This window comes from Pseudomonas sp. TE6288 (assembly GCF_054062095.1).
Map to the genome: position 1 here is coordinate 83,858 of NZ_JBSSEW010000016.1, position 16,497 is coordinate 100,354.

At 65.5% G+C, this 16,497-nt stretch carries 15 protein-coding genes; 11 read left to right on the forward strand and 4 right to left on the reverse strand.

The features are described from left to right. Nucleotides 1–3: 3 nt before the first annotated feature. Nucleotides 4–1,737, forward strand: a complete 1,734-nt coding sequence (locus ACVWY1_RS18045) for a C13 family peptidase (protein WP_277502632.1) — start codon at nt 4–6, stop codon at nt 1,735–1,737. A gap of 27 nt (nt 1,738–1,764) precedes the next feature. Continuing rightward, nucleotides 1,765–2,409: an oxidoreductase gene (locus ACVWY1_RS18050; protein WP_102683793.1), complete on the forward strand. Its 645-nt coding sequence runs from the start codon at nt 1,765–1,767 to the stop codon at nt 2,407–2,409. 108 nt (nt 2,410–2,517) lie between these two features. On the opposite strand, the gene ACVWY1_RS18055 is transcribed toward ACVWY1_RS18050, so the two are convergent. The 4 genes from ACVWY1_RS18055 to ACVWY1_RS18070 all read right to left on the reverse strand — a co-directional run bounded on the left by ACVWY1_RS18055 (nt 2,518) and on the right by ACVWY1_RS18070 (nt 6,778). Further along, nucleotides 2,518–2,778, reverse strand: coding sequence for a YceK/YidQ family lipoprotein (locus ACVWY1_RS18055; RefSeq protein WP_372241201.1), 261 nt, complete (start codon nt 2,776–2,778; stop codon nt 2,518–2,520). Between the two features lie 23 nt (nt 2,779–2,801). Then, a complete protein-coding gene (ubiX, locus tag ACVWY1_RS18060; protein WP_011532009.1) occupies nt 2,802–3,431 on the reverse strand; it encodes a flavin prenyltransferase UbiX in 630 nt (209 codons plus the stop codon). Continuing rightward, the gene (gene mpl / locus ACVWY1_RS18065; RefSeq protein WP_277502629.1) at nt 3,428–4,777 is read right to left on the reverse strand and encodes a UDP-N-acetylmuramate:L-alanyl-gamma-D-glutamyl-meso-diaminopimelate ligase; all 1,350 of its coding nucleotides are present in this window, start codon (nt 4,775–4,777) and stop codon (nt 3,428–3,430) included. Before mpl ends, ubiX begins: the two co-directional genes overlap by 4 nt. Before the next feature lie 66 nt (nt 4,778–4,843). Beyond that, nucleotides 4,844–6,778: a sigma-54-dependent Fis family transcriptional regulator gene (locus tag ACVWY1_RS18070; protein ID WP_457378593.1), complete on the reverse strand. Its 1,935-nt coding sequence runs from the start codon at nt 6,776–6,778 to the stop codon at nt 4,844–4,846. A gap of 267 nt (nt 6,779–7,045) precedes the next feature. Between ACVWY1_RS18070 and exaC the strand changes: the two genes are divergently transcribed. The 9 genes from exaC (at nt 7,046) to ACVWY1_RS18115 (ending at nt 16,364) form a co-directional block, all read left to right on the forward strand. Then, nucleotides 7,046–8,566, forward strand: a complete 1,521-nt coding sequence (exaC, locus tag ACVWY1_RS18075) for an acetaldehyde dehydrogenase ExaC (protein ID WP_110703259.1) — start codon at nt 7,046–7,048, stop codon at nt 8,564–8,566. Between the two features lie 236 nt (nt 8,567–8,802). After that, complete coding sequence (eat, locus tag ACVWY1_RS18080; RefSeq protein WP_110703262.1) at nt 8,803–10,251, forward strand: ethanolamine permease; 1,449 nt, start codon at nt 8,803–8,805, stop codon at nt 10,249–10,251. Between the two features lie 49 nt (nt 10,252–10,300). Next, nucleotides 10,301–11,695 (forward strand): ethanolamine ammonia-lyase subunit EutB, encoded by a 1,395-nt coding sequence (locus ACVWY1_RS18085; RefSeq protein WP_430943930.1) that lies wholly within the window; start codon nt 10,301–10,303, stop codon nt 11,693–11,695. Between the two features lie 8 nt (nt 11,696–11,703). Then, entirely contained in the window at nt 11,704–12,522 is an 819-nt protein-coding gene (eutC, locus tag ACVWY1_RS18090; protein ID WP_102683799.1) for an ethanolamine ammonia-lyase subunit EutC, read from the forward strand. Nucleotides 12,523–12,629: 107 nt separating this feature from the next. After that, entirely contained in the window at nt 12,630–13,088 is a 459-nt protein-coding gene (locus tag ACVWY1_RS18095) for a GNAT family N-acetyltransferase (protein ID WP_023629652.1), read from the forward strand. Between the two features lie 266 nt (nt 13,089–13,354). Further along, entirely contained in the window at nt 13,355–14,002 is a 648-nt protein-coding gene (locus ACVWY1_RS18100; RefSeq protein WP_102683801.1) for a DedA family protein, read from the forward strand. Nucleotides 14,003–14,009: 7 nt separating this feature from the next. Then, complete coding sequence (locus ACVWY1_RS18105; RefSeq protein WP_102683802.1) at nt 14,010–14,825, forward strand: M90 family metallopeptidase; 816 nt, start codon at nt 14,010–14,012, stop codon at nt 14,823–14,825. Nucleotides 14,826–14,916: 91 nt separating this feature from the next. Further along, a complete protein-coding gene (gene ppa / locus ACVWY1_RS18110) occupies nt 14,917–15,444 on the forward strand; it encodes an inorganic diphosphatase (protein ID WP_016484715.1) in 528 nt (175 codons plus the stop codon). Between the two features lie 221 nt (nt 15,445–15,665). Further along, entirely contained in the window at nt 15,666–16,364 is a 699-nt protein-coding gene (locus ACVWY1_RS18115; protein ID WP_110704162.1) for a LexA family transcriptional regulator, read from the forward strand. Nucleotides 16,365–16,497 lie beyond the last annotated feature (133 nt).

The window sequence follows — 16,497 nt, forward strand, 5'->3', positions numbered from 1 at the left end:
ACCATGCGCCCCCTGCTCCCTCTCACCCTGATCCTGCTGCTCGCCGCTTGTGGCGAAGGCGAATCCCTGTCTCCGCCGGACGCGCGCCTGCCCGATGGCGGTCGCTACCGTGGCCAGGTGGTGAACGGCCTGCTGCAGGGCGAGGGGCGTATCGACTACCCCAACGGCAGCTGGTACGCCGGCAACTTCAAGGATGGCCAGTGGCACGGCCAAGGTGAATGGCATGGCAGCAACGGCGAGGTCTACCGTGGACAGTTCAGTGAAGGCCTGTTCCAGGGCCTGGGCGACCTGACCACGCCCGGCAGCCACTACGCCGGCACCTTCAAGCATGGCCGCCGGGATGGCGAAGGCACCCTCAAGCAACACGACCAGACCTACCGCGGCCAGTTCAAGGACGACCAGTACGAAGGCGCGGGGCAGTTGGAGCTGGCTGACGGCAGCCGCTACCAGGGCCTGTTCGCCAAGGGCAAGCCGAACGGTGCCGGGGTACGCAGCGATGCCAGCGGCAACCAATTCAGCGGCCACTTCATCGAGGGCCAACTACAGGGTGCCGGCACCTACGACAGCGCCGACGGCGAACAGTACATCGGCGAGTTCAAGGATAATCGCCTCGAGGGCCGTGGCCGCTACGAGAGCGCCGAAGGCGACGTCTGGATCGGCGACTTCAAGGACGGATCGCTGGCCGGCCAGGGCGAACTGCTGGGCAGCGATGGCAGCCGCTACAAGGGTGGCTTCCGTGACTGGCGCTTCGCTGGCACCGGCACCTTGCAACTGGCCGACGGTAGCCAGTATGTCGGCGGTTTCGCCGACGATGCCTACCACGGGCGTGGCAAGCTGACCCACCCGGATGGTCGCAGCGAAGCCGGCACCTGGGTCAACGGCGTGCGCGTGCGCGACGCCCAGGGCAAGCTTTTGCCCGACCCGCTCGACCTTGCCCTGCTCAACCAGGGCAAGCTGCTGGCCGACGCCCTGGCCAAGGTGCCGGCGTCGATCCCGCCGGTGCAGCTGTACAGCCTGGTGGTGGCCGGCGACGGCCAGCAGAGCGTGTTCCTGCGCGAAGCCGACTATGTCAGCAACATGCTCAAGGTGCGTTTCGGCGCCCATGGCCAGGTCACCCTGGTCAACCACCGCGACCACCTGGCCGATCGGCCCATGGCCACCCGCGAGAACCTCACCCGCGCCGCCCGCACCCTGGCCGAGCGCAGCGGCCCCGAGGACCTGGTGTTCATCTACCTGACCAGCCATGGCAGCCACGATCACCAACTGGTGCTCGACCAGCCACGCCTGCAACTGGCCGATTTGTCCGCCGACGAGCTGGCCAGCGCCCTTGCCCCGCTGAAGGACCGCGACAAGGTGATCGTCATCTCCGCCTGCTATTCCGGTGGCTACATCGCCCCGCTCAAGGACGACCGCACCCTGGTCATGACCGCCGCCCGGCCTGACCGGGTGTCATTCGGCTGTTCGGAAGAGGCCGACTTCACCTACTTCGGCGACGCCCTGTTCGCCCAGGCGTTGAACCAGACCGACGATCTGAAACAGGCGTTTGAACTGGCGCGGCAAAGCGTTGCCGAACGAGAACGAAGGGAAGGTTTCGAAGCCTCTGAGCCGCAGCTCTGGGCGCCGCCGGCGGTGATCAGCCACTGGCAGCGTCTGCGCCGCCAACAAGCCGAGCACGCCCTGCGCAATGAAGCCCAGCCAGCTTCGGGGGATCAGGCAAAAAACCCTGCTGCCCACTAAGCTGTGTAGTAACGAGGGAGAGACACCATGTACCTGACGCCTCAGCATGTCCTGCTTGCCGGTGCCACGGGTCTGACAGGTGAACACCTGCTCGACCGCCTGCTCAACGAGCCCACCATCAGCCGCGTACTGGCGCCCACGCGCCGCCCACTGGCCGAGCACCCGCACCTGGAAAACCCGGTGGGTGACCCGGCCATGTTTCTCCCGCAACTGGCCGGACGTGTCGACATCGCCTTCTGCTGCCTGGGCACCACCCTCAAGCAGGCCGGTTCCGAGACGGCCTTCCGCGCTGTGGACCTAGACATGGTCGTGGCCTTCAGCAAACGCGCCCGGGAGTTGGGCGCCCGCCATCTGCTGGTGATCAGCGCCCTGGGCGCCGATCCGAAGTCGTCGATCTTCTACAACCGGGTCAAGGGCGAGATGGAGGAAGCCCTAAAGCAGCAGGATTGGCCGCAATTGACCATCGTGCGGCCTTCACTGTTGCTGGGCGAGCGGATCGAGCCACGGCTGGGTGAGCGCATGGCCGCACCGTTCGCCCGCCTGATACCGGGCAAGTACCGCGGCATCGAGGCTTGCACCCTGGCCCGGGCGCTGTGGCGCCTGGCGCTGGAGGAGGAGGACGGGATTCGCGTGGTCGAGTCGGACGAGTTGCGCAAGCTGGGGAAAAAATAGTCAATCCTGAGCCGCCCCAATCGCCGGCAAGCCGGCTCCCACAGGTGATTGCGTAACCCTGTGGGAGCCGGCTTGCCGGCGATTGGGCTGCGCAGCAGCCCTTGGTTATTAAAGACCGCCCGTGGCGTTGAACCCCACCCCCGCCGCTGTCAGCAACGACAACGGCAGCAGCAGCGTATCGAGCAACGCGCTCCCAGGCAGGTCCAGCCCCGGATAGGCCGGCGCCTCGGCCCCGAACCGGTCCTCTGGGCAGCACCCGCCATTGATCACGTACAGGTCAAGCCGTGTCCCGGCATACACCACCGGCGCCCCGGGCTTGTTGGCATCCAGGGTGCGCACCGTGGCGCAGCCACCGAGCTGGGCCAGCATCAGCAGCCCCAGCACCAGCCGCCTCAATCATCGACCCCATGATGATGCTCGCCCCAGCGCGGCAGCATGTCCTGCGGGATATTCAGCAGGTTCAGGATGCGTGCCACGACGAAGTCGACCAGGTCGTCGATGGTCTGCGGCTGGTGATAGAAGCCCGGCGCCGCCGGCAGGATCACCGCACCCATCTGCGACAGCTTGAGCATGTTCTCCAGGTGGATGGTCGAGAATGGTGCCTCGCGCGGAACCAGGATCAACTGACGACGTTCCTTGAGAGTCACGTCGGCCGCCCGCTCGATCAGGTTGTTGCAGGCACCGGTGGCAATCGCCGACAAGGTGCCGGTGGAACACGGCACCACCACCATCGCCGCCGGCGCGCCGGAGCCCGAAGCCACCGGCGACATCCAGTCCTCCTTGCCATACACGCGGATCTGCCCGTCGGCCGCGCCGGTGTACTCGGTCAGGAACGCCTGCATGGCCTGGGGCTTGGCTGGCAACACCACGTCGGTCTCTGTAGCCATCACCAGTTGCGCGGCCTTGGAGATGAGGAAATGCACCTCGCGGTCCTCGCGCACCAGGCAATCGAGCAGGCGCAGGCCATACTGCGCCCCGGAGGCGCCGGTCATGGCCAGGGTGATGCGTTCCGGTCCGCTCACTTCAGCGCCTCGGCCAGCTTGCCGTGCAGGCCGCCGAAGCCGCCGTTGCTCATGATCACCACATGGGTGCCCGGGCGGGCCTGGCCCTTGATGCGCTCGATGATCGCCTCGAGGCTGTCGGCCACCACGCTCGGCACCTTGCACTGCGCGGCGGTGCCGGCCAGGTCCCAGCCCAGGTTGGGCGGTGCGTACCAGATCACCTGGTCGGCGTCGTTGACGCTTTCCGGCAGGCCGTCGCGGTGCGCGCCCAGCTTCATGGAGTTGGAGCGCGGCTCGATCACCGCAATCACCGGAGCCTCGCCTACGCGCTTGCGCAGGCCATCGAGGGTAGTGGCGATGGCGGTCGGGTGGTGGGCGAAGTCGTCATAGATGGTCACGCCCTGAACCTCGGCAACCAGTTCCATGCGGCGCTTGACGCTCTTGAACGCGCTCAGGCCTTCGATACCCATGGCCGGCGCGACACCGACATGACGGGCGGCTGCCAGGGTGGCCAGGGCGTTGGCGACGTTGTGCTGGCCGGTCAGCGCCCAATCGACCACGCCTTGCGCCTGGCCTTCGAACAGCACTTCGAAGCGCGATCCGTCGGCGCTGAGCAGGCGCGCCTGCCACTGGCCACCCTCGCCCGTGGTCTGCACCGGGGTCCAGCAGCCCATGCCGATGACGCGCTCCAGCGCCTGCTCGGTGGTCGGGTGAATGACCAGGCCCTCACTGGGAATGGTGCGAACCAAGTGGTGGAACTGCCGCTCGATGGACGCCAGGTCGGGGAAGATGTCCGCGTGATCGAACTCGAGATTGTTGAGGATCGCGGTACGCGGATGGTAGTGCACGAACTTGGAGCGCTTGTCGAAGAAAGCGCTGTCGTATTCGTCGGCCTCGACCACGAAGAACGGCGTATCGCCCAGGCGCGCCGACACCGAGAAGTTCTGCGGCACGCCGCCGATCAGGAAGCCCGGGCTCATGCCGGCGTGTTCCAGCACCCAGGCCAGCATGCTGCTGGTGGTGGTCTTGCCATGGGTGCCGGCCACGGCCAGTACCCAGCGGCCCTGCAGCACATGGTCGGCCAGCCACTGTGGGCCCGATACGTACGGCAGGCCCTTGTTCAGCACGTACTCCACCGCCGGGTTGCCCCGCGACATGGCGTTGCCAACCACCACCAGGTCGGGTGCCGGCTCCAGCTGGGCCGGGTCGTAGCCTTGGGTCAGCTCGATGCCCTGGGCTTCGAGCTGGGTGCTCATCGGCGGATACACGTTGGCGTCGGAGCCGGTGACGCGGTGGCCAAGGTCCTTGGCCAGCACCGCCAGCGAACCCATGAAAGTGCCGCAAATACCGAGAATATGAATGTGCATGATCGACCTCGCAAAACATCGAGGCAGGGTAGCCCAGGGCGAGGGAAATCGCACCCGCTGTTTCGCTCAGCAGGCCTTGGCTATGCCATGTTTGCGCAGTTTTCGATACAAGGTATTGCGGCTGATGCCCAGGTGCTCGGCGACGCGGGTCATGTGCCAGTGGTTTGCCTCCAGGGCGCTGAGCAAGGCCTGGCGCTCGGCATCTCCAAGACACACACGACCATCGTGGGAGCGGCAATGCGCCGATGCGACTTGCTCCACGATGGCGTTGGCAGGACCCGCTCCCACGTTGCGCACCATTTGCGGGAGGTCCGGATACTCGATTCGCCCCTCCTCGCACAACGCCACCAGCGTGCGCAGCACATTGCGCAACTGCCGCACGTTCCCTGGCCAGGCAAAATCCAGCAGCGCCTGCCGTGCCTTCGGTTCGATTTCGATAACCTGCCCCTCGGCCTCCTGTGCCAGCAGGAAATCCAGCAGCTGTACCTTGTCGCTGCGTTCGCGCAACGCCGGCAAGGCCACCTCCAGGCCGTTGAGCCGGTAGTAAAGGTCTTCGCGGAACCCGCCTTGCGCCACCCGGTCCAGCAGGTCACGGTGGGTGGCGCTGATGATCCGCACATCCACCGCCTGCGGCTCACCACCGATCGGCACTACCTGGCGCTCTTCCAGTACCCGCAGCAAGCGAGTCTGCAGCGCCAACGGCATGTCGCCGATCTCGTCCAGCAGCAAGGTGCCGCCATCGGCCTGCAGCAGCTTGCCGCGCATGCCTTCCTTGCGCGCACCGGTGAAACTGCCGCCGCGATAGCCGAACAGCTCGCTCTCGATCAGACTCTCCGGAATCGATGCGCAGTTGATCGCCACGAACGGCTTGTCATGGCGTGCGCTGGCCTGGTGCACCGCCTGGGCAAAAGCTTCCTTGCCGCACCCGGTTTCGCCGCGCAACAGCAGCGGCACGTCACGTTCGAACACCCGCACGGCGCGGCGAAAGTCCTCGCGCAAGGCCGGATCGAGCAGGCAGATGCCCGGCGCAGCGGTCTGGGGCAAGGCCACCGGCACCGACCACACCGGTGCCCGCGCCTGGCCGCGCAGGCTGGCGAATACCTGGCGACCGTCGCGGGTATACAGCGGCCACGCGCTGCTGCCCTGGGGCGTGGCGCGGCTGAACAATTCGTCGTGGCTGCAGGCGAAGAACCTGTCCAATGGCTTGCCCAGCACCCCACCACGGATAGTACCCAGCAGGTTCAACGCGCTCTGGTTGGCGGCGCAGATCCGCCCGTCGCCATCAAAGGCCAGCAGGCCCTCGCTGAACAGCCCGACCGACTCGGCCTGCAGGTGGAAACGCAGCAGCCATTGCTGCTCGAAGTGGCGCAGGAAGTAGCAGCTCTCGATCATCTTCGCCGACAGGTTGACCAGCGCCATGGTGTGGAACTGGCTCTGGCGCGAGACATCGGGCCGCGCCGACGACACATCGAGTACCGCCAGCAACTCGCCGTGTGGGTCGAATACCGGGCTGGCCGAGCAGGTCAGCCCGGTATGGCGGCCACGGAAGTGCTCGTCCTGGTGAATGGTCAGGGCCTGGCGCTCGACCAGGCAGGTACCGATACCGTTGGTGCCCTCGCGGGCCTCGCTCCAGTCGGCGCCGAGCCACAGCCCGGCACGCTCGAAGATGCGCCGCTCGCTGGGCGCGGTGACGCAGTTGAGGATCACCCCGCGAGCATCGGTCAGCAACACCGCGTGCCCGGCACCGGACAACTGCTGGTGCAGGCTGTTCATCTCGTTGTCGGCGATCTGCAGCACCTGGCGCAGGCGCTCGCGGCTCTCCAGCAGGCGGCCGTGTTCGAGCACCACCGGTGCCTGGACCCGCGCGGGGTCGAGGTGGTAGTCCTCCAGGCAACGCAGCCAGGAGCGGGCGATGGACGGGTCGCTGCCCGGCCCGCTGGTCTGGCCTTGGGCGACCGTGAGCACTTGCTGGGCATGGCGGCTGAACGGATTGCTCTGCATTTCTTGTTGTTCTCCGCAGATAGAGCGTGCCGTCAGCATCCTCCAGGCGTGGACGCTTTGCAACGTTGCACCGACCCTGCGGTCACGACCTGTGTCGCAAAGGGTACAAAGTGTCACCCTGGCCGTGCCGAGGCTGGCACAGGTCATTTCGATAGCAGCGCCGCCCTTGACCCAAGTCATTGATACACAAGGGCCTCCAGGCGCTGGCCCGACCTTTGCTCTACGCTTGGTAACTCCGCAACAATCACAACGACCAGGAGACACATCATGCGTTATGCACATCCCGGCACCGAAGGCGCGAAGGTCAACTTCAAGAGCCGCTACGGCAACTACATCGGTGGTGAGTTCGTGGCGCCGGTGAAGGGGCAGTATTTCGAGAACACCTCCCCGGTCAACGGCAAGCTGATCGCCGAGTTCCCCCGCTCCACCGCCGAAGACATCGAAAAGGCCCTCGACGCGGCCCACGCTGCCGCCGATGCCTGGGGCCGCACTTCGGTGCAGGACCGTTCCAACGTCCTGCTACGCATCGCCGACCGCATCGAACAGAACCTCGAGCTGCTGGCCATCACCGAAACCTGGGACAACGGCAAGCCGATCCGCGAGACCCTCAACGCCGACATCCCACTGGCGGTCGATCACTTCCGCTACTTCGCCGGCTGCATCCGCGCCCAGGAAGGCGGCGCCGCCGAGATCAACGAAAACACCGTGGCCTACCACATCCACGAGCCTCTGGGCGTGGTCGGGCAGATCATCCCGTGGAACTTCCCGCTGCTGATGGCCGCCTGGAAGCTCGCCCCGGCCCTCGCTGCCGGCAACTGCGTGGTGCTCAAGCCCGCCGAGCAGACCCCATTGGGCATCAGCGTGCTGATGGAACTGATCGGCGACCTGCTGCCCAAGGGCGTGCTCAACGTGGTGCAAGGCTATGGCCGTGAAGCGGGCGAAGCCCTGGCCACCAGCAAGCGCATCGCCAAGATCGCCTTCACCGGCTCCACTCCGGTCGGCGCGCACATCATGAAATGCGCCGCCGAGAACATCATCCCCTCCACCGTCGAACTGGGCGGCAAGTCGCCGAACGTGTACTTCGAGGACATCATGCAGGCCGAGCCGAGCTTCATCGACAAGGCGGCCGAAGGCATGGTGCTGGCGTTCTTCAACCAGGGCGAGGTGTGCACCTGCCCTTCGCGTGCCCTGGTGCAGGAATCGATCTACCCGCAGTTCATGGAAGTGGTGATGAAGAAGGTGCTGCAGATCAAGCGCGGCGACCCACTGGACACCGACACCATGGTCGGCGCCCAGGCCTCGCAGCAGCAGTTCGAGAAGATCCAGTCCTATCTCAAGATCGCCCAGGAAGAGGGCGCCGAGCTGCTGACCGGCGGCAAGGTGGAGCAACTCGAAGGCGCGCTGGCCAGCGGTTACTACATCCAGCCGACCCTGCTCAAAGGCAACAACAAGATGCGGGTGTTCCAGGAGGAGATCTTCGGCCCAGTGGTCAGCGTCACCACCTTCAAGGACGAGGCCGAGGCCCTGGCGATTGCCAACGACACCGAGTTCGGCCTGGGCGCCGGCGTGTGGACCCGCGACATCAACCGCGCCTATCGCATGGGTCGCGGCATCAAGGCCGGCCGCGTATGGACCAACTGCTACCACCTGTACCCGGCGCATGCCGCGTTCGGTGGCTACAAGAAGTCCGGTGTCGGCCGTGAAACCCACAAGATGATGCTCGACCACTACCAGCAGACCAAGAACCTGCTGGTGAGCTACGACATCAACCCGCTGGGCTTCTTCTAGATCGTGGATTAGGGCTGCTTTGCAGCCCTTTCGCCGCGGTTCGTCGCCACGACAAGCCGGCTCCCACAGGGACTGCGCATTGCTCTGTGGGAGCTGGCTTGCCAGCGATGAAGCAACCACCGTTATCAGGCCATTTGCGGTTGCCGTGCAGCACCTGCTCTGGCTCGCTTCCTGCAGTACCTATCACCATCGGCCCGGAACCCTTCCGGCCACCAAGAAGAAAAACAGGTGAATCCATGCCAAGCGATCATTCCGCCGGCGCGCCGGCAAGCTCCTCCGTCGACTTCGAAAAGGTCGGCTCGGACTATTTCCAGCAACGTGAACTGAAGAAAGGCGCCGCCGGCTGGGTCCTGCTGGTGGGCCTGGGCGTGGCCTATGTGATCTCCGGCGACTACGCCGGCTGGAACTTCGGCCTGGCACAAGGCGGCTGGGGCGGCATGTTCCTCGCCACCCTGCTGATGGCCACCATGTACCTGTGCATGTGCTTCTCCCTGGCGGAACTGTCGTCGATGATCCCCACCGCCGGCGGCGGCTACGGCTTCGCCCGCAGCGCCTTCGGCCCCTGGGGCGGCTTCCTCACCGGCACGGCGATCCTCATCGAGTACGCCATCGCGCCCGCAGCCATCGCCGTGTTCATCGGTGCCTACTGCCAGTCGCTGTTCGGCATCGGCGGCTGGATGATCTACCTGGCCTTCTACATCGTGTTCATCGGCATCCACATCTTCGGCGTCGGCGAGGCGCTGAAGCTGATGTTCATCATCACCGCAGTCGCCGCCATCGCCCTGGCCGTGTTCCTGATCGGCATGGTGCCGCATTTCGATGCGGCGAACCTGTTCGACATCGCCAAGACCGACGCCGTCGGCGCCAGCAGCTTCCTGCCGTTCGGCTATGTCGGGGTCTGGGCGGCGATCCCCTATGCGATCTGGTTCTTCCTCGCGGTCGAAGGCGTGCCACTGGCCGCCGAAGAGACCAAGAACCCTAAGCGTGACCTGCCCCGTGGCCTGATCGGCGCGATGCTGGTGCTGCTGGCCTTCGCCTTGTTGATCCTGGTGGTCGGCCCCGGTGGCGCCGGTTCCGAAGCCCTCAAAGCCTCGGGCAACCCGCTGGTCGAGGCGCTGTCGAAGGCCTACGGCGGTTCGACCTGGATGGGCGGCTTCGTCAACCTGGTGGGCCTGGCCGGCCTGATCGCCAGTTTCTTCTCGATCATCTATGCCTATTCGCGGCAGATCTTCGCCCTTTCCCGCGCGGGCTACCTGCCACGCAAGCTGTCCGAAACCAACAAGAGCAAGGCCCCAGTGCTGGCCCTGGTGATCCCCGGGATCATCGGCTTCGCCCTGTCGCTGACCGGCCAGGGCGACCTGCTGATCCTGGTGGCGGTGTTCGGCGCCACGCTGTCCTACGTGCTGATGATGGCCGCGCACATCACCCTGCGTATCCGTCGCCCTAAAATGGAGCGTCCGTACCGCACCCCCGGCGGCATCTTCACTTCGAGCGTGGCCCTGGTGCTGGCCTGCATCGCCGTGGTCGCCGGCTTCCTGGTCGACCCCCGGGTGGTGATTGGCGCCGCGGTGATCTATGCAGTATTAATTGCCTACTTTGCGTTCTACAGCCGCCACCACCTGGTGGCCGGTACACCGGAAGAGGAATTCGCCGCGATCCAGAAGGCCGAAGAGGCCCTGCACTGATTGCCGACTTGCGCCGCAGGCCAGCCCTGCGGCGCCCTGGAGATTCTGTATGGCAAGTTTCACGCATACCGTGGGCCACCAGGTCTACCGCTTCGACAGCCTCAAGGACGTGATGGCCAAGGCCAGCCCGGCACGCTCGGGCGACTACCTGGCCGGCGTCGCCGCCAGTAACGACGGCGAGCGGGTGGCCGCGCAGATGGCCCTGGCCAACATCCCGCTCAAGCATTTTCTCAGCGAAGCGCTGATCCCCTACGAACAGGACGAAGTCACCCGCCTGATCATCGACACCCACGACACCGCAGCCTTCGCCACGGTCAGCCACCTGACCGTCGGCGGCTTGCGCGACTGGCTGCTCAGCGACCAGGCCGACGAACACAGCCTCAGGGCCCTGGCCCCTGGCTTGACGCCGGAAATGGCCGCCGCGGTGTCGAAGATCATGCGTGTGCAGGACCTGGTGCTGGTGGCGCAGAAGATCCGCGTGGTCACCGCGTTCCGCGGCACCATGGGGCTGCGCGGGCGGCTGTCGACCCGCCTGCAGCCCAACCACCCCACCGACGAGCCGGCCGGTATCGCCGCGAGCATTCTCGACGGCCTGCTGTACGGCAACGGCGATGCGATGATCGGCATCAACCCGGCCACCGACAGCATCGCCTCGATCTGCGCGCTGCTGGAAATGCTCGACGCCATCATCCAACGTTACGACATCCCCACCCAGTCCTGCGTGCTGACCCACGTCACCACCTCGATCGAGGCGATCAACCGCGGTGTGCCGCTGGACCTGGTGTTCCAGTCCATCGCCGGCACCGAGGCGGCCAACGCCGGCTTCGGCATCAATCTCAACGTGCTGCAGGAAGGCTACGAGGCCGGCCTGTCACTCAAGCGCGGCACGGTCGGGCAGAACCTGATGTACTTCGAGACCGGCCAAGGCAGCGCCCTGTCGGCCAACGCCCACCACGGTGTCGACCAGCAGACCTGCGAAACCCGCGCCTACGCCGTGGCCCGCCACTTCAAGCCGTTCCTGGTCAACACCGTGGTTGGCTTCATCGGCCCTGAGTACCTGTACAACGGCAAGCAGATCATCCGCGCCGGCCTCGAGGACCACTTCTGCGGCAAGCTGCTGGGCGTGCCGATGGGCTGCGACATCTGCTACACCAACCACGCCGAAGCCGACCAGGACGACATGGACACCCTGCTGACCCTGCTGGGCGTCGCCGGGATCAACTTCATCATGGGCATCCCCGGCTCCGACGACATCATGCTCAACTACCAGACCACCTCGTTCCACGACGCGCTCTATGCCCGCCAGACCCTGGGCCTCAAGCCCGGGCCGGAATTCGAGGCGTGGCTGGAACGTACCGGTATCTTCACCCAGGCCGATGGCCGCATCCGCTTCGGCGACAACCTGCCGCCGGCCTTCCGCCAGGCCCTGGCACAGCTGGCCTAGAGGTAAGCATGGAACGACACGCACCCACCCCCGACAACCCCTGGCTGGCCCTGCGCAACCTCACCCCCGCGCGTATCGCCCTGGGCCGCACCGGCATCAGCCTGCCGACCGGCGCCCAACTGGACTTCCAGTTCGCCCATGCCCAGGCCCGCGACGCCGTGCACCTGCCCTTCGACCACGTCGGCCTGCGCCAGCAGCTCAGCGAGCGCGGGCGCGACAGCCTACTGCTGCACAGCGCCGCCAGCGACCGCCACCAGTACCTGCAACGCCCGGACCTGGGCCGCCGCCTGCACGACGACTCGGCCCAGTGCCTGCGCGAGCACGCCCAGGCCAACCCCGGCGGCGTAGACCTGGCCATCGTTGTTGCCGACGGCCTGTCGGCGCTAGCCGTGCACCGCCACACCTTGCCCTTCCTGAGCCGCTTCGAGGAACAGGCCGCCGCCGATGGCTGGAGCAGCGCCCCAGTGATTCTGGTGGAGCAGGGCCGGGTCGCAGTGGCCGACGAAGTGGGTGAGCTGCTCGGCGCGCGCATGACGGTGATGCTGATCGGCGAACGCCCAGGCCTGAGTTCACCCGACAGCCTGGGCCTGTACTTCACCTACGCGCCGAAGGTCGGCCTGACCGACGCCTACCGCAACTGCATCTCCAATGTGCGCCTCGAAGGCCTGAGCTACGGCATGGCCGCTCATCGCCTGCTGTACCTGATGCGCGAGGCCTGCAGGCGCCAGCTGTCGGGGGTGAATCTGAAGGACGAAGCCGAGGTCCATAGTATCGACAGCGAAGATTCTGCCGGGAAAAGCGGAAACTTCCTGCTCGGTGAAGGGTAAAAAACATGTCACCGAAGGCGGATTGCGCTTCTAGCCTGGTTTAGGCAGCATGCCAGTGGACGCTGCTGGCAATCCGCCGTATTCCCAATGGACTCAGAGGCCCGCCCATGCGCATCATCCAGGCAACCTTGGAACACCTCGACCTGCTCACCCCGCTGTTCGTAAAATACCGCGAGTTCTATGGGCAACTGCCTTACCCGGACAGTTCGCGGGCCTTCCTTGAGAAGCGCCTCAAGCGCAAGGAATCGATCATCTACCTGGCCCTGCCGGATGATGGCGATGACCGCCTGATGGGCTTCTGCCAGCTCTACCCGAGCTTCTCGTCGCTGTCGCTCAAGCGCGTGTGGATCCTCAACGATATCTACGTCGCCGAAGACTCGCGGCGCATGCTGGTGGCAGACAACCTGATGCGCGAGGCCAAGAAGATGGCCAAGAAATCCAACGCCGTGCGCATGCGCGTGTCCACCAGCAGCGACAACGAAGTGGCGCGCAAGACCTATGAGTCCATGGGCTTTCGCAAGGACACCGAGTTCGAGAACTACATCCTGCCGATCAGCCAGGATTGAGCAAGCCACGTACCGGGGAGCGGGCTTATAGCGCGGTTGCCGCGATGGCCCCAGCGCGGGGCAAGCCCGCTCCCATGAACACGAACGCGATCCCACAGTCGTAACCCCTCGCTACAAACTCTCCGGGCACGATCTGGACTTCGCCGTATAATCCCCCTCCTGTCATGTGAGAAAAGTTACCGGCACAACCGGTAAACCCTCCCCAACCATGGCGCTGTCCGTCATCGCGTGCCCGTGGAAGCGGGTCAAGAACACAGGTGCTGTACATGGATTTCAACCCGCTGGACCTCATCCTGCATCTCGATGCCTACCTCGATCTGCTGGTCAACAACTACGGTCCCTGGATCTACGCCATCCTTTTCGCCGTGATCTTCTGCGAGACCGGCCTGGTGGTCATGCCGTTCCTGCCGGGTGACTCGCTGCTGTTCATCGCCGGCGCCGTGGCCGCCGGTGGCGGGATGGATCCGGCGCTGCTGGCCGGCCTGCTGATGGCCGCGGCGATTCTCGGCGACAGCACCAACTACGTGATCGGGCGCACGGCGGGCGAGCGCCTGTTCCGCAACCCCAACTCGAAGATCTTCCGCAAGGACTACCTGCAGCGCACCCACGACTTCTACGAGCGCCATGGCGGCAAGACCGTCACCCTGGCGCGCTTCCTGCCGATCCTGCGTACCTTCGCGCCGTTCGTCGCCGGTATCGCCCACATGCACTATCCGCGCTTCCTGGCCTTCAGCGTCGCTGGCTCGCTGCTGTGGGTGGGCGGACTGGTGACGCTGGGCTACTTCTTCGGCAACGTGCCGTTCATCAAGCAGCACCTGTCGCTGATGGTGGTGGCGATCATCCTGCTGTCGCTGGTGCCGATGATCCTCGGCCTGCTGCGCGGCCGCTTCGGTCGCACGGCCAAGGCCCACTGACCTGGGCATGTGGTCGTTCAGCGCCTGGCGGCGCCGGCGCACCCTGGCCCGCTATCCGGTCGATCCACAGCTGTGGCAGGTGATCCGCGAACGCCTGCCGCTGCTCGACGGCATCAGCGACGAAGAAGACCGCTGGTTGCGTGACGCCTGCGTGCTGTTCCTGCGCGACAAGCACCTGACCACCCTGCCCGGGGTCGAGCTGGACGACGAGCAGCGCCTGTTCCTCGCCGCCCAGGCCCAGTTACCGCTGCTGCACCTGGGCGAACTGAACTGGTACCAGGGCTTCCACGAGATCATCCTCTACCCGGACGACTTCAAGAGCCCCCAGCGCCACCGCGACAGCAGCGGGGTCGAGCATGTCTGGGACGCCGAGCACAGCGGCGAAGCCTGGCAGCAGGGGCCGGTGATCCTCGCCTGGCCCGGCGTCCTGAGCAGCGGCGGCTGGGAGGCCTACAACCTGGTCATCCACGAACTGGCGCACAAGCTGGACATGCTCAATGGCGATGCCAACGGCCTGCCACCCTTGCACAACGGCATGCGCGTGGAGGACTGGGCCCAAGCCATGCAGCAGGCCTACGACGAGCTGAACCGCCAGCTCGACGCCAACCCCGACGCCGAGACGGCCATCGACCCCTATGCCGCGGAAAACCCGGCCGAGTTCTTCGCCGTCACCAGCGAATACTTCTTCAGCGCGCCCGACCTGCTGCACGAGGCATACCCGAAGGTCTACCAGCAGCTGTCGCTGTTCTACCGCCAGGATCCGCTGAGTCGCCTGGCACGTCTGCAGGCCGAGCACCCGGACTATCGCGCCAGCCACGGCTGAACGCCGCGCATCAGGCCGGGCGTGGCACCCACTGTGGGAATGTGCCTATAATCGCCGCCACTTTTTTGATCAAACACGGGGGCATTGCCCAATGAGCTACAGCAAGATTCCAGCCGGCAAAGACCTGCCGAACGACATCTACGTCGCCATCGAGATCCCGGCCAACCACGCGCCGATCAAGTACGAGATCGACAAGGACAGCGACACCCTGTTCGTCGACCGCTTCATGGCCACCCCGATGTTCTACCCGGCCAACTACGGCTTCATCCCCAACACCCTGGCCGACGACGGTGATCCGCTGGACGTGCTGGTCGTGACCCCGTACCCGGTCGCCCCAGGCTCGGTGATCCGCGCCCGTCCGGTTGGCGTGCTGAACATGACCGACGACGGCGGCGGCGACGCCAAGGTCATCGCCGTTCCTCACGACAAGCTGTCGCAGCTGTACGTCGACGTGAAGGAATACACCGACCTGCCTGCCCTGCTGATCCAGCAGATCGAGCACTTCTTCGCGAACTACAAGGATCTCGAGAAGGGCAAGTGGGTCAAGATCGAAGGCTGGGACGGCGCCGACGCCGCCCGCGCCGCGATCACCAAGTCGGTCGCAGCCTACAAGGGCTGAACCTGACACGAAGAAAACCCTGCTCCGGCAGGGTTTTTTTATGGGCGCCGTCAGCCACCCGGCAGCGGGCCTGAGGCAGCGTGTTGGCCCTGCAATTGGGCACCATATCGAATCTTCCTACCCGATCCTCAGCCCCTGCCTACAAACCGCCACATTTCCTACAAATACCCTCGACATCGGGTTGATTTCCACACCGTTCGACCGAAGATAGACTCGCCGTCATGAAAACATCCGGTGACCGTCTCAAAGCCCTCCTGCTGGAGTGCAACCTGACCCCTTCCGACTTTGCCGCGCAACGCAAGGTCACGCCGCAGCACGTCAACAACTGGTTCAAACGCGGCGTGCCCCAGGCCAGGCTCGACGAGCTCGCCGACCTGTTCTGCGTACGCAGGCGCTGGCTGCGCAGTGGCGAGGGCCCGAAGCATCCGACACCGCTCGCACCCGCCCGCTGCGTGCCCCAGGGCATTGCACTGCCACCGCCGCTGCTGGGCCTGGACACAGGCATGGCGCACCTGCCCCTGCATCACCTGCAGCAGGGCAGCCTGCAGGCGCTGCCGGGGCATTACCAGCCGGTTCCCCGCCGAGCCCTGGACGCCTTGCAGGTGTCGACGGAAAAAGCCATCTGCCTCGGTATGCCCGGCAACAACATGCTGCCCCTGCTGCCGGAGGGCACCCTGCTAGCCGTCGACCGCAGCTTCACCCGGGTGGTCGAAGGCGAATGCTACGCACTGCTGCACAATGGCCGCCTGCGGGTGCACCATCTCACCCTGGGCCAGAACGGCACGCTGTGCCTGCACAGCCATGACCGCCTCAACCACCCCTGCGAACGCTACACGGCCTATCAACGCCGCGTGCAGAAGGTGGAAATCCTCGGCTGGGTGTTCTGGTGGTCGTGCCTGCGCCCTGCGCGCCCAGGCTGAAACACCTCGCACCACTTTTTGCTGGGCAGGGGCCACACACACGGGTATGCTACGCGGCACATCATGCCCCCTGATGGTGCAAGCCGCATTCCAGAGGGCCTGGCGACGCCTCACACAGCCGTCCGCCATCTTT

Bases quoted from the DNA above. Each gene is read 5' to 3' on its own strand.
- ACVWY1_RS18045 (WP_277502632.1), top strand. From the start codon at position 4: ATGCGCCCCCTGCTCCCTCTCACCCTGATCCTGCTGCTCGCCGCTTGT.
- ACVWY1_RS18085 (WP_430943930.1), top strand. From the start codon at position 10,301: ATGGCAAGTTTCACGCATACCGTGGGCCACCAGGTCTACCGCTTCGAC.
- ACVWY1_RS18055 (WP_372241201.1), bottom strand. From the start codon at position 2,778: ATGCTGGCCCAGCTCGGTGGCTGCGCCACGGTGCGCACCCTGGATGCC.
- ACVWY1_RS18105 (WP_102683802.1), top strand. From the start codon at position 14,010: ATGTGGTCGTTCAGCGCCTGGCGGCGCCGGCGCACCCTGGCCCGCTAT.
- ACVWY1_RS18100 (WP_102683801.1), top strand. From the start codon at position 13,355: ATGGATTTCAACCCGCTGGACCTCATCCTGCATCTCGATGCCTACCTC.
- ACVWY1_RS18050 (WP_102683793.1), top strand. From the start codon at position 1,765: ATGTACCTGACGCCTCAGCATGTCCTGCTTGCCGGTGCCACGGGTCTG.
- ppa (WP_016484715.1), top strand. From the start codon at position 14,917: ATGAGCTACAGCAAGATTCCAGCCGGCAAAGACCTGCCGAACGACATC.
- ACVWY1_RS18115 (WP_110704162.1), top strand. From the start codon at position 15,666: ATGAAAACATCCGGTGACCGTCTCAAAGCCCTCCTGCTGGAGTGCAAC.
- eat (WP_110703262.1), top strand. From the start codon at position 8,803: ATGCCAAGCGATCATTCCGCCGGCGCGCCGGCAAGCTCCTCCGTCGAC.
- mpl (WP_277502629.1), bottom strand. From the start codon at position 4,777: ATGCACATTCATATTCTCGGTATTTGCGGCACTTTCATGGGTTCGCTG.
- eutC (WP_102683799.1), top strand. From the start codon at position 11,704: ATGGAACGACACGCACCCACCCCCGACAACCCCTGGCTGGCCCTGCGC.
- ACVWY1_RS18095 (WP_023629652.1), top strand. From the start codon at position 12,630: ATGCGCATCATCCAGGCAACCTTGGAACACCTCGACCTGCTCACCCCG.
- exaC (WP_110703259.1), top strand. From the start codon at position 7,046: ATGCGTTATGCACATCCCGGCACCGAAGGCGCGAAGGTCAACTTCAAG.
- ACVWY1_RS18070 (WP_457378593.1), bottom strand. From the start codon at position 6,778: ATGCAGAGCAATCCGTTCAGCCGCCATGCCCAGCAAGTGCTCACGGTC.